The 14,211-nt window shown below is 72.7% G+C and carries 13 protein-coding genes and 1 pseudogene; 8 read left to right on the top strand and 6 right to left on the bottom strand.

Annotated features, from left to right (window positions below; genetic code table 11):
* The first annotated feature begins 115 nt into the window (after window positions 1–115).
* From E4N63_RS09400 to E4N63_RS09390, 3 genes are all read left to right on the top strand, one after another.
* Window positions 116–775 carry a trimeric intracellular cation channel family protein gene (locus tag E4N63_RS09400; protein ID WP_019709923.1) on the top strand — a complete coding sequence of 220 codons (660 nt, stop codon included), beginning with the start codon at window positions 116–118 and terminating at the stop codon, window positions 773–775.
* 189 nt (window positions 776–964) lie between these two features.
* Complete coding sequence (locus E4N63_RS09395; protein WP_125624331.1) at window positions 965–1,810, top strand: thioesterase family protein; 846 nt, start codon at window positions 965–967, stop codon at window positions 1,808–1,810.
* A 144-nt stretch (window positions 1,811–1,954) separates the two neighbouring features.
* The gene (locus tag E4N63_RS09390) at window positions 1,955–3,124 is read left to right on the top strand and encodes a cysteine desulfurase family protein (RefSeq protein WP_125624332.1); all 1,170 of its coding nucleotides are present in this window, start codon (window positions 1,955–1,957) and stop codon (window positions 3,122–3,124) included.
* Between the two features lie 169 nt (window positions 3,125–3,293).
* Here the strand turns inward: E4N63_RS09390 and E4N63_RS09385 are convergent, their stop codons facing one another.
* Window positions 3,294–4,196 carry an alpha/beta fold hydrolase gene (locus E4N63_RS09385; protein ID WP_230240406.1) on the bottom strand — a complete coding sequence of 301 codons (903 nt, stop codon included), beginning with the start codon at window positions 4,194–4,196 and terminating at the stop codon, window positions 3,294–3,296.
* 108 nt (window positions 4,197–4,304) lie between these two features.
* On the opposite strand from E4N63_RS09385, the gene E4N63_RS09380 reads away from it, so the two are divergent.
* Together E4N63_RS09380 and E4N63_RS09375 are read left to right on the top strand one after the other, a co-directional pair.
* On the top strand, window positions 4,305–4,811 hold the full coding sequence (locus tag E4N63_RS09380) for a CGNR zinc finger domain-containing protein (protein ID WP_125624334.1): 507 nt from the start codon (window positions 4,305–4,307) through the stop codon (window positions 4,809–4,811).
* Between the two features lie 371 nt (window positions 4,812–5,182).
* Window positions 5,183–7,477, top strand: coding sequence for an excinuclease ABC subunit UvrA (locus tag E4N63_RS09375; protein WP_230240405.1), 2,295 nt, complete (start codon window positions 5,183–5,185; stop codon window positions 7,475–7,477).
* Between the two features lie 168 nt (window positions 7,478–7,645).
* Here E4N63_RS09375 and E4N63_RS09370 read toward each other — a convergent pair.
* A pseudogene (locus E4N63_RS09370) lies at window positions 7,646–9,185 on the bottom strand (cryptochrome/photolyase family protein).
* 220 nt (window positions 9,186–9,405) lie between these two features.
* A complete protein-coding gene (locus E4N63_RS09365) occupies window positions 9,406–10,170 on the bottom strand; it encodes an N-acetylmuramoyl-L-alanine amidase (RefSeq protein WP_230240404.1) in 765 nt (254 codons plus the stop codon).
* A gap of 298 nt (window positions 10,171–10,468) precedes the next feature.
* On the opposite strand from E4N63_RS09365, the gene mnmA reads away from it, so the two are divergent.
* Both mnmA and E4N63_RS09355 read left to right on the top strand, forming a co-directional pair.
* The gene (mnmA, locus tag E4N63_RS09360; protein ID WP_230240403.1) at window positions 10,469–11,641 is read left to right on the top strand and encodes a tRNA 2-thiouridine(34) synthase MnmA; all 1,173 of its coding nucleotides are present in this window, start codon (window positions 10,469–10,471) and stop codon (window positions 11,639–11,641) included.
* A 15-nt stretch (window positions 11,642–11,656) separates the two neighbouring features.
* Complete coding sequence (locus E4N63_RS09355; protein ID WP_230240402.1) at window positions 11,657–11,893, top strand: hypothetical protein; 237 nt, start codon at window positions 11,657–11,659, stop codon at window positions 11,891–11,893.
* Between the two features lie 71 nt (window positions 11,894–11,964).
* Here E4N63_RS09355 and E4N63_RS09350 read toward each other — a convergent pair whose 3' ends face one another.
* From E4N63_RS09350 to E4N63_RS09340, 3 genes are all read right to left on the bottom strand, one after another.
* Window positions 11,965–12,174, bottom strand: coding sequence for a DUF397 domain-containing protein (locus tag E4N63_RS09350; RefSeq protein ID WP_230240401.1), 210 nt, complete (start codon window positions 12,172–12,174; stop codon window positions 11,965–11,967).
* 92 nt (window positions 12,175–12,266) lie between these two features.
* Entirely contained in the window at window positions 12,267–12,467 is a 201-nt protein-coding gene (locus tag E4N63_RS09345) for a DUF397 domain-containing protein (RefSeq protein ID WP_230240400.1), read from the bottom strand.
* Window positions 12,468–12,484: 17 nt separating this feature from the next.
* Window positions 12,485–13,336: a helix-turn-helix transcriptional regulator gene (locus E4N63_RS09340; RefSeq protein WP_230240399.1), complete on the bottom strand. Its 852-nt coding sequence runs from the start codon at window positions 13,334–13,336 to the stop codon at window positions 12,485–12,487.
* 409 nt (window positions 13,337–13,745) lie between these two features.
* On the opposite strand from E4N63_RS09340, the gene E4N63_RS09335 reads away from it, so the two are divergent.
* Complete coding sequence (locus E4N63_RS09335) at window positions 13,746–14,207, top strand: ATP-binding protein (RefSeq protein WP_227957938.1); 462 nt, start codon at window positions 13,746–13,748, stop codon at window positions 14,205–14,207.
* Window positions 14,208–14,211 lie beyond the last annotated feature (4 nt).

Here is a 14,211-nt window from a genome sequence, read left to right as displayed (position 1 = left end):
CGCCCCCGGCAGCGCCCGGACACAGCGCGGCGCGGGCGGCCCGGAACCCCGGACCGCCCGCGCCGCCGCACGTCACACCGGGGATGGCCGCGGCGGCACAGGGCAGAATCGCCGGGTGCTCACCGATCTGTTCACCCCCTCCGTGCTGCAGGCGCTGGACATCGCCGGGATCTTCGTCTTCGCGATCTCCGGCGCGCTGCTCGCCGTGCGCAAGAACTTCGACGTCTTCGGCATCGCGGTGCTCGCCATGGCCACGGCGACGGGCGGCGGGCTGATCCGTGACCTGATCATCGGCGCCGTGCCGCCCGCGGCCTTCACCGACCTCGGCTATCTGGTCACGCCGCTGCTCGCCACCGTGCTCGTGGTCTTCCTCCATCCGCAGGTGGAGCGGATCAACCGGGCGGTGGCCGTCTTCGACGCGGCGGGGCTCGGGCTGTTCTGCGTCGTCGGCACCACCAAGGCGTACGAATACGGGCTGGGGCTGCCGTTCGCGGCCGTGCTGGGCGTGGTGACGGCCGCGGGCGGCGGCGTCGTCCGGGACGTCCTGGCCAACGAGGTGCCCTCGCTGCTCCGCTGGGACCGGGAGATCTACGCCGTCCCGGCCATCGTGGGGGCGTCGCTGGCCGCGCTGCTCATCCACTTCGGGGCGCTCAACCCGGTCTCCAGCGCGCTCTCCGCGCTCGCCGCCTTCCTGCTGAGGCTCTGCGCGATCCGGTTCGGCTGGCGGGCGCCCCGGGCCTGGCACCGCAGGTCGTCGGCGGCGGAGGAGGCGTAGGGCCCGGGGCCTGCCCGGCCCGTGCCCTGGGATCCGGGCGCCGGCGCCGCACCTCGCGCACTGCACCGGGCACGTCCGCACATGCCCGGCGCGCGGCCGGGCAGGCCCCGGCGGCGTCCGTCGGCTCACCGCTGTCATGGACAACTACTGTCTACCGGTCAGTAACTTTTTCGGTGTACCGTACAGCCCATGGCACAGGCAACCATCGGGAACAGCGAGTTCGACCGGGACACGGCGGTGACGCCGCGCGAGCCCGGCGTGCATGACGCGGAGCTGTCGTCCGCCTGGACGATCATTCACGCCGTCAATGGCGGATACCTCCTCGCCATGGCGGGCCGCGCCCTCGGTGAGGTCCTGCCGCACTCCGACCCCTTCACCGTCACCGCCCACTACCTCACCGCCTCCCGCCCCGGCCCGGCACGGATCCGCACCGAGGTGGTGCGCACCGGCCGCACCCTCTCCACCGGCCAGGCGTCCCTCACACAACTCGACGAGAACGGCGCCGAGGTGGAGCGGCTGCGCGTGGTCGCCGGCTACGGGGACCTGGGGGCCCTCCCCGACGACGTCCGCACCACCGCCAAGCCGCCCGCCATGCCGCCCTTCGAGGAGTGCCTCGGCGCCCGGCACGCGGACGACGAGGTCAGCGCCCTGCTCGGCGCCACCGAGATCGCCGGCCGGCTCGACGTCCGGCTGGACCCGGCGACCGCCGGCTGGGCGCGCGGCAAGCCCTCCGGCAACGGCGAGATGCGGGCCTGGTTCCGGCTCGCCGACGGTCGCGACGCCGACCCGCTCTCCCTGCTGCTGGCCGTCGACGCCCTGCCGCCCACCGCCTTCGAGATGGGTATCTCCGGCTGGGTCCCCACCGTCGAACTCACCGCCCACATCCGCAGCCGCCCGGCGCCGGGCCCGCTGCGCGTCGCCATCACCACCCGTAATCTCGCGGGCGGCTTCCTGGAGGAGGACGCCGAGGTCTGGGACAGCCGGGACCGCCTCGTCGCCCAGTCCCGCCAGCTCGCCAGGGCGCAGCTCGGCTGACGGCCGGGAACGCCCGCCGGGAAGCACGTGCCGGGTGAGCCCGCCGGAGAACCGCCCGCCGGGCACCGCCGGCTGACCGGAGCGCGCGGTACGGGCCGGGGGCGGCCTTCCGCCCGTACCGTCCCTCGTAGAATCGTGCGCACCATGGCCTACCTCGATCACGCCGCCACGACGCCCATGCTTCCCGAGGCGGTGGCGGCGATGACCGCCCAGTTCGCCGTCACCGGCAACGCCTCCTCCCTCCACGCGGCCGGGCGGCGGGCCCGGCGCACCGTCGAGGAGTCCCGCGAGTCGCTCGCGGCCGCCCTCGGGGCGCGGCCCAGCGAGGTGGTGTTCACCTCCGGGGGTACGGAATCGGACAATCTCGCGGTGAAGGGCCTCTACTGGGCCCGGCGGGACGCCGCACCGCAGCGCACCCGGGTCCTTGCCAGTCCCGTCGAACACCACGCCGTGCTGGACGCCGTCGACTGGCTCGCCGAGCACGAGGGCGCCCGCGTGGAGTACCTGCCGGTGGACTCCGTCGGGCGCGTGCACCCCGAGGCCCTGCGCGAGGCGGTCGAACGGAACCCGGACGACGTCGCGCTGGTGACCGTGATGTGGGCCAACAACGAGATCGGCACGGTCATGCCGGTCGCCGGACTGGCCGCCGTCGCCGCCGAGTACGGCATCCCCGTGCACTCCGACGCCGTGCAGGCGTTCGGCCAGGTCGAGCTCGACTTCGCCGCCTCCGGGCTGAGCGCCCTCACCGTCTCCGGCCACAAGATCGGCGGCCCCTACGGCATCGGGGCGCTGCTGCTCCGCCGCGATCTGGCGCCCGTGCCGCTGCTGCACGGCGGTGGCCAGGAACGCCAGGTGCGCTCCGGCACCCTCGACGTCCCGGCGGTGGCCGCTTTCGCCGCGGCCGGCCGCCATGCCGCCGAACACCGCGCCGAGTTCGCACGGGTGATCGGCGCGCTGCGCGACGCGCTGGTGGAGGCCGTGCGCGAGGCGGTGCCGGACGCCATCCTCGGCGGCGACCCCGACCCGGCCGGGCGGCTCCCCGCCAACGCGCACTTCTCCTTCCCCGGCTGCGAGGGCGACTCGCTCCTGCTCCTGCTCGACGCCCAGGGCATCGAGTGCTCGACCGGCTCCGCCTGCACGGCCGGGGTCGCCCAGCCGAGCCATGTCGTCCTGGCCACCGGCGCGAGCCCCGAGCAGGCGCGCGGCACGCTGCGCTTCTCGCTGGGGCACACCTCGACGGCGGCCGACGTGGAGGCCGTCGCCAAGGCCATCGGCCCGGCGGTGGAACGGGCACGGCGCGCGGGGCTGAGCTAGCGCGGGCTCTGCCTGATGCGGGCGACGGCCGGGCGGCCCGCCGGCCGGGGCGGTGACGGCACGGACGGCTGAGCGCGGGGCCGGTGTGCCCGGCCTCGCGGCCGGCCGGTCGCCGCACCGTCGGGCGGAGCCGCGTGTCCCGGCCGGACCCCGGTTCCGAACAGCCAGTTCACCCGTCCTGGGACTCTTCGCGGACTTCATGCCGTGACGCGGCGACGGTCAGGAACCCGCGGATATACCCGGCCACGGTGTCCAGGTGGCTTTCGAGCAGGAAGTGCCCGCCTCCGGGGACCAGATGGATCTCCGCGTCCGGCAGGTCCCGGGCGAAGGCGCGCGCTCCGTCCGGGCCGAAGATCTCGTCGCCCGCGCCCCAGACCGCGAGGAGCGGAACCCGGCGTTCCCGGAAGTAGGCGTGCACCCGGGGGTAGAGGGGCCGGTTGCCGGCGTAGTCGCGGAACAGGGCGAGTTGCACGAGATCGTTGCCCGGCCGGCTGACCTCGCGGTGGTCGGCGGCCCAGGTGTCGGGGTCGACCAGCTCGGGCCGGTCCACTCCGTGCAGGTACTGCCAGCGGATGGCGTCGGGCGAGAGGGCGGTACGGACGGCGGGTTCGGTCCGGGGGCCCGGATTCTCGCCGTACGCCCAGAGGGGCGCCCAGAAATCCGGTACGAAGCCGTCCTCGTAGGCGTTGCCGCTCTGTGTGATCACCGCGGTGATCGCGTCCGGGGTGCGCAGGGCGAGCCGCCAGCCGATGGGTGCGCCGTAGTCCTGGACGTACACGGCATAGCGGGTGACGCCGAGCCGGGCCAGCAGGGCTTCGGTGATGTCGGTCAGGGAGTCGAAGGTGTAGGTGAAGGCGTCCGCGGGCGGGGCATCGGAGTTGCCGAAGCCGAGGTGGTCGGGGGCGATGACGTGGAACCGGTCGGCCAGTGCCGGGATGAGATGGCGGAACATGCGGGAGCTGGTGGGGAATCCGTGCAGGAGGACGAGTGTGGGGGCCTCGCGGGCTCCTGCCTCGCGGTAGAAGACGCGATGTCCCCGCACTGTCGCGTACTGATGGCGGATCTCAACCATGCCTAACCCCTTAGATGTCGTGTGGTGGTTACCGCTCGGCGTTCAGTAGACCTCGCGTGAGGTAACCTGTCAAACAGCTTGAGGGAGTTAGTTGGGAAGGTGATGCCCGTGCTGGACGACCAGGCCCTGCTGGAGGCTCTGAACAGCACGCCTGTGGCGGATGGCCGACGCCGGGACCTGTGGCGTGACGACCGCGAGCTGGACAGGTGGGCGCGGGAGCGCGGGGGCCTCGGCGGTGACGAGGAGCGCCGGTGGCTGCGCACCGCCCGGGACGCGCTCCAGGCGGTCGAGTCGGGCGCGTCGGCGGAGCCCCGTCTGGGCCGGGTCCTCGCAGGCGTCCGCAAGGTCCCGCGGGCCGGCGCGTCGGGCGTCGAGTGGCACCTGGAGGTGCCGCCGGAGCGCAGGCTCGCCGTGGAGCTCGTGCTCGCGTGGGCGGACGTCAAGGAGCGCATGCCCGGCCGTCTGCGGCCGTGCGGGAACCCTGAATGCCGCCTCTTCCTCCTGGACCGCAGTCGTGCCAACACCGCACGGTGGTGCTCGATGAAGACCTGCGGGAACCGGCTCAAGGCCCGCCGGCACCAGGCCCGGGTACGGGAGGCCCCGCGAGCCGAGTAGTGTGCTCCGGCGGGCCGGCGCCCGCGCGAGGGCCGGACGCCCGCGCGAGGGCCGGGCCCCCCACGAGGGCCGGGCGCCCGCACGGGGGCCGGACTCCCGCCCGGGGCCCGCCCGTTGGCCTCTTCGTTCTCCGCCCGGGTTCGTGCGTGCCCCGTTCCGGTTCTCCCCGGGGCGCGGGAGTACGGGATCGCCCCGGAACGGACCCCTCCGCCGCACCCCTCCGCGTACGCTGTACGGAGTTTCCCGTCCCCCGGGCACCCGGCCGGTGCCGGGCACGGTCCCGCGCCCGCGCACCGGTGTCCGCGGCCGGCCCGCGGAGGACGGGCACCGTCCCGATGCAACGCTCCCGATCCACAGCAAGGGAAAGCCGGATGCACTCCGATCCCACCAGTCCCACGCCGCCGCACGCCGCCGACAGCCACGACACCATCCAGGTCCGCGGGGCCCGGGAGAACAACCTCAAGAACGTCTCCCTGGACCTCCCCAAACGCCGCCTCACCGTGTTCACCGGAGTCTCCGGCTCGGGGAAGTCCTCCCTCGTCTTCGGCACCATCGCCGCGGAGTCGCAGCGGCTGATCAACGAGACGTACTCGGCCTTCGTCCAGGGGTTCATGCCGAGCGTGGGCCGCCCCGACGTCGACGGCCTGCACCACCTCAGCGCCGCCATCGTCGTCGACCAGGAGCGGATGGGCGCCAACTCCCGTTCCACGGTGGGCACCGCGACCGATGCCCACGCGATGCTCCGGATCGTCTTCAGCCGCCTCGGCACCCCGCACATCGGCACCTCGACCGCCTTCAGCTTCAACAGCGCCGAGGGCATGTGCCCCGCCTGCGAGGGGCTCGGCCAGGTCACGGAGATCGACGTCGACGAGATCCTGGACCGCGACCGCTCCCTCGACGAGGGGGCGATCACCGCTCCCGGGTTCTCCGTGGGCTCGTGGTACCAGCAGGTCATGGCGGGCTCCGGCCTCTACGACCCCGCCAAGCCGTTGCGGGACTTCACCCCGCGGGAGTGGGACGACCTGCTGTACAAGCCCACCACCAAGATCAAGGTGGGGAACAGCAACGTCACCTACGAGGGGCTGGTGACGCGGATCCGGCGGACCCTCCTCGCCAAGGACCGGGACTCGATGCAGTCCCACGTCCGGGCCTTCGTGGACCGCGCCGTGGTCTTCGCCGACTGCCGCGACTGCGGCGGCGCCCGGCTCAACGCCGCCGCGCTGTCCTCGAAGATCGGCGGCCGCACCATCGCCGACTGCTCGGCCATGCAGATCACCGACCTGGCCGACTTCATACGGACCATCGAGGACGAGTCCGTCGCCCCGCTCCTGGCGGGCCTGCGTCAGTTGCTGGACTCACTGGTGGAGACCGGCCTGGGATATCTCAGCCTGGACCGCACCTCCGCCAGCCTCTCCGGCGGCGAGGCCCAGCGGGTGAAGATGGTCCGGCACCTCGGCTCCAGCCTCACCGACGTCACCTACGTCTTCGACGAACCCACCATCGGCCTGCACCCGCACGACATCCAGCGCATGAACAACCTGCTGCTGCGGCTGCGCGACAAGGGCAACACGGTGCTCGTCGTGGAGCACAAGCCCGAGGTGATCGCGATCGCCGACCACGTCGTCGACCTCGGGCCGCGGGCCGGAACGGCCGGCGGAGAGATCTGCTACAGCGGCGACGTGGCCGGGCTGCGCGCCTCGTCCACGCTCACCGGACGGTATCTGGAGCACCGGGTCCGGCTGCGGGAGACCGTGCGCGCCCCGCGCGGGCACCTGTCGGTCAAGGACGCCGACCGGCACAACCTGAAGAACGTCAGCGTGGACATCCCGCTGGGCGTGCTGACGGTCGTCACCGGTGTCGCCGGATCGGGCAAGAGTTCGCTGATCCACGGATCGCTGCCGGGGCGGGAGGGTGTCGTCGTCGCGGACCAGTCGCCGATCCGCGGCTCGCGCCGCAGCAACCCGGCCACGTACACCGGGCTGCTGAACCCGATCCGCACCGCCTTCGCCAAGGCCAACGGGGTCCGGGCGGCGCTGTTCAGCGCCAACTCCGAGGGCGCCTGCCCGGGCTGCAACGGCATCGGGCTGGTCTACACCGACCTCGCGATGATGGCCGGGGTGGCCTCCGTCTGCGAGAAGTGCGAGGGCAAGCGGTTCACCCCCGAGGTGCTCTCCTACACCCTGCGCGGCAAGAACATCAGCGAGGTCCTGGAGATGCCGGTGGGCGAGGCCCGCGCGTTCTTCCCCACCGGCCAGGCCGGCACCGTCCTCGGCCGGCTCGTCGACGTCGGCCTGGACTACGTGCGTCTCGGCCAGCCGCTGAACACCCTCTCCGGAGGCGAGCGGCAGCGGCTGAAACTCGCCGTCCACATGTCCGGGAAGGGCACGACCTACGTCCTGGACGAGCCGACGACCGGACTGCACCTGGCCGACGTGGACCAGCTGCTGGCCCTGCTCGACCGGCTGGTGGACGACGGCAACACGGTCGTCGTCATCGAACACCACCAGGCCGTGATGGCCCACGCCGACTGGCTGATCGACCTGGGCCCGGGCGCCGGCCACGACGGCGGCCGGATCGTCTTCGAGGGCACCCCGGCCGAACTCGTCGAGAAGGGGGACACGTTGACCGCCCGGCACCTGCGGTCGTACGTCGGGGCGGCCGGATAGGGACACCGGCGCGGCCGCTGGTGCGGGGCCGGGGCCGGGCCGGGTGGGCGGTTCCGGCCCCCGTCCGCCCCGGCCCCCGTCCGCCCCGGCCCCCGTCCGCCCCGGCCCCCGTCCGCCCGGGCCCCGGCCCTGCCGGGTCTCGGACCGGCCCGGTCTCCGGCCCTCGTGCTACGGGGCCGCGTCCCCGCGTGATTCCTCCTGCCGTACGACCTCGGGCAGATCCGTGAGACGGTCCAGCCCGTGCAGCGAGCGGGCGACCCGCTGGTTGCCCTCCAGCAGCGGCCGGTGCCGCTCCAGGAAGTACCAGTAACCGGCCGTGACAGGGCAGGCCCGCTCACCCGTCCGCCGGTCGGGCCGGTAGGCGCAGCCCCCGCAGAGGTCGCTCATCCGGTTGATGTACGCACCGCCGCACAGATAGGGCTTGGTGGTGATGCGCCCGCCGTCGGCGTACTGGGACATGCCGATGACGTTCGGCAGCATCACCCAGTCGTAGCCGTCGGCGAAGCTGCGGTGGAACCAGTCGGTGACCGCCAGGGGATCCCATCCGCGCTGCAGGGCCCAGTTGCCCAGGATCATCAGCCGGGGGATGTGGTGGGTCCAGGCGCGGTCCCGCACTTCGGTGAGGGCGGTGGCCAGGCAGCGGGCGGTGACGGCACCGGCGTCGAGTTCCGCGAACCAGCCCGGCAGCGGCCGGTGGTGGTCCAGGGCGTTGCTGTGCCGGTAGCCGTCGCCGAGTCCCCAGTACAGATGCCACATGTACTCGCGCCAGCCGGCGATCTGGCGGACGAAGCCCTCGGCGGAGTTGAGCGGGACCTTCCCGGCGCGGTACGCGTCCTCGGCGGCCGCCGCGCACTCGGCCGGGTCGAGCAGGCCGAGGTTGAGCGCGGGGGAGAGCAGGCTGTGGCTCATGGCCCAGTCGTCCGACAGGACGGCGTCCTCCCAGGGACCGAAGCTTCCGAGCCGCTTATCCGTGAAGCGCCGCAGGGCGCGCAGGGCCTCGGCGCGGGTGGCGGGGAAGAGGCGCGGGCCGTCGCGGCCGGTGAAGGAGACCTCGCCGTCGGCCTCCCAGCGGTCGAGGTCGCGGCGGACCTCCTCGTCGATGGCGTCCTCGCGGGGAGGTAGGGGCGGGGACGGGCAGGGAGTCCCGGCGGGGCGGGGGTTCCCGGTTCTCGGAGTCGAGGTTCCAGCGGCCCCCGGCGGGCTCGTCTCCGTCCATCAGCAGCCGGAGCTCGCGCCGCACCCGGCGGTAGAAGTCCTCCATCCGGACCCGGTCCGGAGCCGGACCCTCCGGGCCGGCGCCCGTCCAGTCGGCGAACTGCCCGGCGGAGACCAGGAAGCCGCGCGGAGGGAGGACGGTGACCTGCTCCAGGGAGCGGACGAACCCCAGGGCGGCGTGCGAGGTCGGGTGGTGCACGGTCACGGGCGCGCCGCCGGTGGCCCGGGCCAGGCCCTCGCGGTAGGTCCCGGCCCGGATGTAGCGCACGCGGTCGCCGAGTTCGGCGGCGCGGTGGCGCATGGCGGAGAGGACGAGATGCGCCTTGGCCCGGTGGAAACGGCGGCGGCGGAAGACGGACCGGCTCTCGATCATGACGATCTCCCCGCCGGGGCCGGGGGCGGAGCCGGGTCCGGCCCCGGGGAGGAAGTGCGGGCCGAGCTGGTCCCCGAAGAGCCAGTGGTAACCGGGTTCATCCCGTGATTCGGTACTCACCGCCTCATAGTGGTCGATTCCGGAAGTTGGTCAAGGAGGCTGCCGTGGCACGGCGTCCGTGGCGGGGACGGCGCCGGAAAGGGGCGCGGCACCTCTCCCGGCCGAGCCGGCACGCGGCGCCGCGGGGAGGCCGCACGCGTTGTCCGCGGGCCCGCTGTCCCTGCTGCGGCCCGCGCGGCGGCCTCCGCCGGGCAAGGCTCTCCCCCCGCCCGCGTGTCCGTTACGCCCCGTCCTCGCGCTCCTCCGCGCGGGTGGCGGGGACGGCGCTGACGAAGCGCATGTAGCGGTCCCAGTCCCAGTGCGGCCCGGGATCGGTGTGGTCGGTGCCGGGCACCTCGACGTGGCCGATGATGTGCTCCCGGTCCCTCGGTAGCCCGTACCGGTCGCATATCCCGGCGGTCAGCTCCGCCGAGGCGCGGTAGGTGGCGTCGGTGATCGAACCGGGGCGCTCGACGAACCCCTCGTGCTCGATGCCGATGCTGCGCTCGTTGTAGGAGCGGTTGCCCGCGTGGTAGGCCACGTCCAGCTCGCGCACCATCTGCGCCACGTGCCCGTCCTCCGTGCGCACCACGTAGTGCGCGGCGGCACGGTGGCCGGGGTCCTGGAAGACCTTCAGGCCCACCGCGTAGTCGCCCTGGATGACGTGGATCACCACCCGGTCGATGGTGTAGTCGTACGGCCGGTCGGCCATCCGCCAGTTCGCGGACGAGGCGGGTATCCACTCGGCGCCCGGGTGGTCGACCGCGCCCTCCTTGCGGGGCCGGTTGACGCCGGGGACGCGGTACCACCAGTTCGAGCCGTCCACGGCCAGATAGCCGGCCGCGCCGAGACCCACCGTCGCACCGCCGATGAGCAGGGCGCGCCGGCTGACGCCCCGGCGTCGCTCCGCCGTGCGCTCCTCCCGGCGGGGCTCCGGCACCCGCTGCTCCTGCCGGGGCTCCCGCTGCTGCGGCGGATCGGACCGGCGCGACTGCTGTGCTTCCATCCGCGACCTCTGTGTGCTCGCTGGGTACCCCTCGGTGGCATGGACCGCGCCAGGGGTCTCGGGGTTGTTCCGGGGCCTGCTTCTCCGTGCGCTGGGTTGTTCTGTGCTCAACGGGTGGCCGGTGCCCCCTGTTCCGGCGGGGTGGTTTCCGGCCCTCTCCGTCCGTTTCCGGCCGGTCCCCGGCGGACGGCGGCGGACAGCCGTGGAACGAGCCCGGACCCGTGCCCCCGTACTGCACCGGGGCCGGCCCCGTATCGCGTTGGGGCCGGGCGCCCCGGGCCCGTACGCTGGTAGCGCTATGAACGATTTTCCCGGTGCACCCACCACTCCCCGCGACGGCACCCGGCTGCGGGTCCTCGCCGCCATGTCCGGCGGTGTCGACTCCGCCGTCGCCGCCGCCCGTGCCGCCGAGGCGGGCCACGACGTCACCGGCGTCCACCTCGCCCTGTCGGCCAACCCGAAGTCCTTCCGCACGGGGGCCAGGGGCTGCTGCACCATCGAGGACAGCCACGACGCGCGCCGGGCCGCCGACGTCATCGGCATCCCGTTCTACGTGTGGGACCTCGCCGAGCGCTTCCGTGAGGATGTGGTCGACGACTTCGTCGCCGAGTACGCCGCCGGGCGCACCCCGAACCCCTGCCTGCGCTGCAACGAGAAGATCAAGTTCGCGGCGCTGCTGGACAAGGCCCTCGCTCTCGGCTTCGACGCCGTCTGCACCGGCCACTACGCCACCGTCGTCACCCGCGAGGACGGCGGCCGGGAGCTGCACCGCGCCTCCGACGAGGCCAAGGACCAGAGCTACGTCCTCGGCGTCCTCGACGAGCGCCAGCTCGCCCACGCCATGTTCCCGCTGGGTGACACCCTCACCACCAAGGGCGAGATCCGGGCCGAGGCCGAGCGCCGCGGCCTGGCCGTCGCGAAGAAGCCCGACAGCCACGACATCTGCTTCATCGCCGACGGCGACACCCGGGGCTTCCTGGCCAAGCACCTGGGCACCGCCGAGGGCGACATCGTCGACGAGGACGGCAACCGGCTCGGCGGCCACCAGGGCGCCTACGGCTACACCATCGGCCAGCGCAAAGGCCTGCGCCTGGGCGTCCCCGCCCCGGACGGCAAGCCGCGCTACGTCCTGGACATCTCGCCGGTCAACAACACGGTGACGGTCGGCCCGCAGGAGGCGCTCGACGTCACCGCGCTGACGGCGATCCGGCCGCGCTGGTGCGGCGAGCCCCCGGCGGGCCCGGGCACGTACACCGCCCAGCTCCGCGCCCACGGCGGGGAGACCCCGGTGACGGCGGAGCCGGCCGAGGACGCCGAGGGGTCCCCGGAGCTCCGGGTGACGTTCACCGAGCCGGTCCGCGGCGTGGCCCCCGGCCAGGCGATCGTCCTCTACGACGGCACGCGCGTCGTCGGCTCGGCGACCATCGCCACGACGGAGCGCCGCCGCGAGCCGGCGGCCGCGCGGGGTTGAGAAGGAGTCCTGCCGGTGACGCCCTCCGCCCTTCCGTGGACCCGTCATCTGTCGGCCGACGAGGTACGGCAGTTCGTGCAGGAGCTGACCCGGGCCGCGGACGATGCCGCGGATCCGGACGTCCAAGCCGACCTCCACCGGGTCGTCGTCGAGTGGCGGGCGACCGCGCGCATCCTCGCCGACCCCGAGCTGACGGCTCAGCTCACTCGCCCGCTGCCCGACGAGGACCACGGAGAAGCGACCGCTCCGTAACGCCGAAGTGAGGCGACGCCGACGCCGACCGGTGCGATTTGGTTCGTGCAGCTGTGCTGCGTGTGCGGTGATCAGGCGGGGGAGTCGGGCCGGTTGTCCACCTTCCCGGTCCGCACTCCTGTGATGAAAGCCGTGAGCGCTGCGCGGCTCACTTCGATGGTCCGGGCCGGGTGAACGCTGTCCCGGACGGCCATGCGGGCCCGGTCGCAGATCGCTATCTCCACACAGTTGTTGCCGCCCCCGCCGCAGAATGACGAGCGCTTCCAGTCGAGTGCGTCCACCGTCAGTCCTCTCGGAACGTGTGTGCCGGAGAGCAGATGAGTTCCCGGGAACGGCCGGGAGATAACCGGAGAGGTCCAGTAGGAACGACAGTTCAGCCGCGAGGGCTGCCCAACGAGCCCGTCCGCAGGCCGGTGATCAGCGCGTCGAGGGCCGCACGGCTCGTCCTGATGGACCGCGTGGGCTGGACGCTGTCCCGTATGGCCACAGCCTCGTCGTCACAGGCGGCCACCTCAACGCAAGCGTTGCCGGAAGCCTCGGAGAAGGATGACTTGGTCCATATCAGCTCGGACAATTGGGTGCCTTTCCCTTTCACAGATCTCCGACGATGTTGTGAATGAGGTCTCTCGACCGCTTCGGATTCAACGCGACGCCTTCGGCCAAGTCCAGTCGGCGGCGGAAGTTGGCCAATTGCGTCGGGGAGTCAAAGAAGACGGCGCCGATCGGTGAGTCCACTTCCACCGTGTCCAGGTGGGTGTTCGCCGCGGATGCGTACAGAACGGTGTCACCGGCCATGGGGAAACCCTCGGCCGCGAAGGGGATTACGAGGAGGCGGACGTTTGGCCGCTCGCTCTCCTCCAAGAGGTGCCGCAGTTGGACGATGGCGACGTGGCGCCCGCCTGTACGCATGCGCAGAGCTGCCTCGTGGACCAGCCCGACGTAAGGCATGGCCGGCGCCCGCTCGATCACGGAGTGCCGGGCCATGCGCTGGGACACGCGCAACTCGACCTCAATGCGAGGCAAGGCGGGGACGAAGAGGTCGAAAAGGGCACGGGCATGGTCCTCGGTCTGGAACAGCCCTGGGATGTGCGCGGTCTGCAGGGTCCGCAATGCCGTGGCGTGGTGCTCCAGTTCCGCCACGTCAAGAAAGTCGGGTGGGATCTTGCCCCGGTACTCGTCCCACCAGCCTCTCGCGCGGCCACCGGTCATGGCGGCCAGCGCATCGACGAGTTCGGGATCGCCGCATTCGTAAATGCTCGCCAGCCGGCGCAGCCGCTCTTCGCTGATGCCGAACCGGCCTGACTCGATGTTGGAAATCATGGTGCGGTCGACGCCGAGGCGTTCCGCTGCCGTTGGCGCCGACATGCCCGCGCCATCGCGCAGCCGGCGGAGTTCGGCGCCGAAACGCCGCTGTCGGATCGTCGGATGGTGTCGCGGTGCCATGAGCCAACTCCTCGCTTCGCGCGCACAGTTTGCCCAGGTTGCACAGGCCCGGTCCACCAAGGCCGAAGAGTTAACCCGTTTTAGTGACTTGGGTAGCACCCGTTTTAGTCAGGGCTAGCGTGTGAGCCAAGCCACTCGACTCCGCCCGCGCTCCTGCTCAGCTGAGGCGCGCGCTGTTGCCTTCAGACCACGCTGAGCAGCGAGTCGCCACGGGGCAGCGAGAGCCGAGCCCAGGCTGCGGGGCCACGGGCGGCGGCCAAGCCACCCATGACCGCGCCGTATCAAGGCGCTGACACTGCGCCATGCCGACGCACCAGGAGGTGCCCGCGTCATGATTCACAAACCCCAATTCCCTTCCGCTGCAGACTTCCTACAGGTGCCGAAGGAGCCACCTCCGGCTCCGCATCCCGTGCCCACTCCGTTCGGCGGCCCATGGGAGTACGCCCTCCGCTTCCCCGGGGACCCGCGCGGCCCCGGTGTCGCACGGGCGACGCTGCGGGCCGTGCTGACCGCGCACCACCTCGGTGAACTCGCCGACCGCGCCGAGCTGCTGACCTCCGAGCTGACGACCAACGCCGTCCGCTACTCGAAGGGCCCCGCCGCCGTGCTGCTGCGGTGGGCGGCGCCGATCCTCCGGGTCAGCGTCTCCGATCCGTGTCCGGAGTTCCCCGCGCCCCGGGTGCCCGTCGGGCCGGTGGCGGCGGACGCCGAGCGGGGGAGAGGGCTGCTGATCCTCGATCTGCTCGCCGACGCCTGGGGCGACTGCTGCGCCGAGGAGCCGGCCCTGGGCTCCGTCGGCAAGAGCATCTGGTTCGAGCTGATCCTCGGCGCCGGACCGCCGTCCCCGGAGGCCCCCGCGCTCGCGGCCTGACGCA

The organism is Streptomyces sp. MNU89 (assembly GCF_020982505.1).
Classification (GTDB): Bacteria; Actinomycetota; Actinomycetes; order Streptomycetales; family Streptomycetaceae; genus Streptomyces; species Streptomyces xinghaiensis.
Note: the sequence above shows the minus strand (reverse complement) of the source record. Positions and strands in the feature narration are given on the sequence as shown.

What these genes read in the sequence shown, in the direction of transcription:
- E4N63_RS09340 (WP_230240399.1), bottom strand. Translation starts at nt 13,336, where the DNA reads ATGGCACCGCGACACCATCCGACGATCCGACAGCGGCGTTTCGGCGCC.
- E4N63_RS09365 (WP_230240404.1), bottom strand. Translation starts at nt 10,170, where the DNA reads ATGGAAGCACAGCAGTCGCGCCGGTCCGATCCGCCGCAGCAGCGGGAG.
- E4N63_RS09375 (WP_230240405.1), top strand. Translation starts at nt 5,183, where the DNA reads ATGCACTCCGATCCCACCAGTCCCACGCCGCCGCACGCCGCCGACAGC.
- E4N63_RS09395 (WP_125624331.1), top strand. Translation starts at nt 965, where the DNA reads ATGGCACAGGCAACCATCGGGAACAGCGAGTTCGACCGGGACACGGCG.
- E4N63_RS09390 (WP_125624332.1), top strand. Translation starts at nt 1,955, where the DNA reads ATGGCCTACCTCGATCACGCCGCCACGACGCCCATGCTTCCCGAGGCG.
- E4N63_RS09385 (WP_230240406.1), bottom strand. Translation starts at nt 4,196, where the DNA reads ATGGTTGAGATCCGCCATCAGTACGCGACAGTGCGGGGACATCGCGTC.
- mnmA (WP_230240403.1), top strand. Translation starts at nt 10,469, where the DNA reads ATGAACGATTTTCCCGGTGCACCCACCACTCCCCGCGACGGCACCCGG.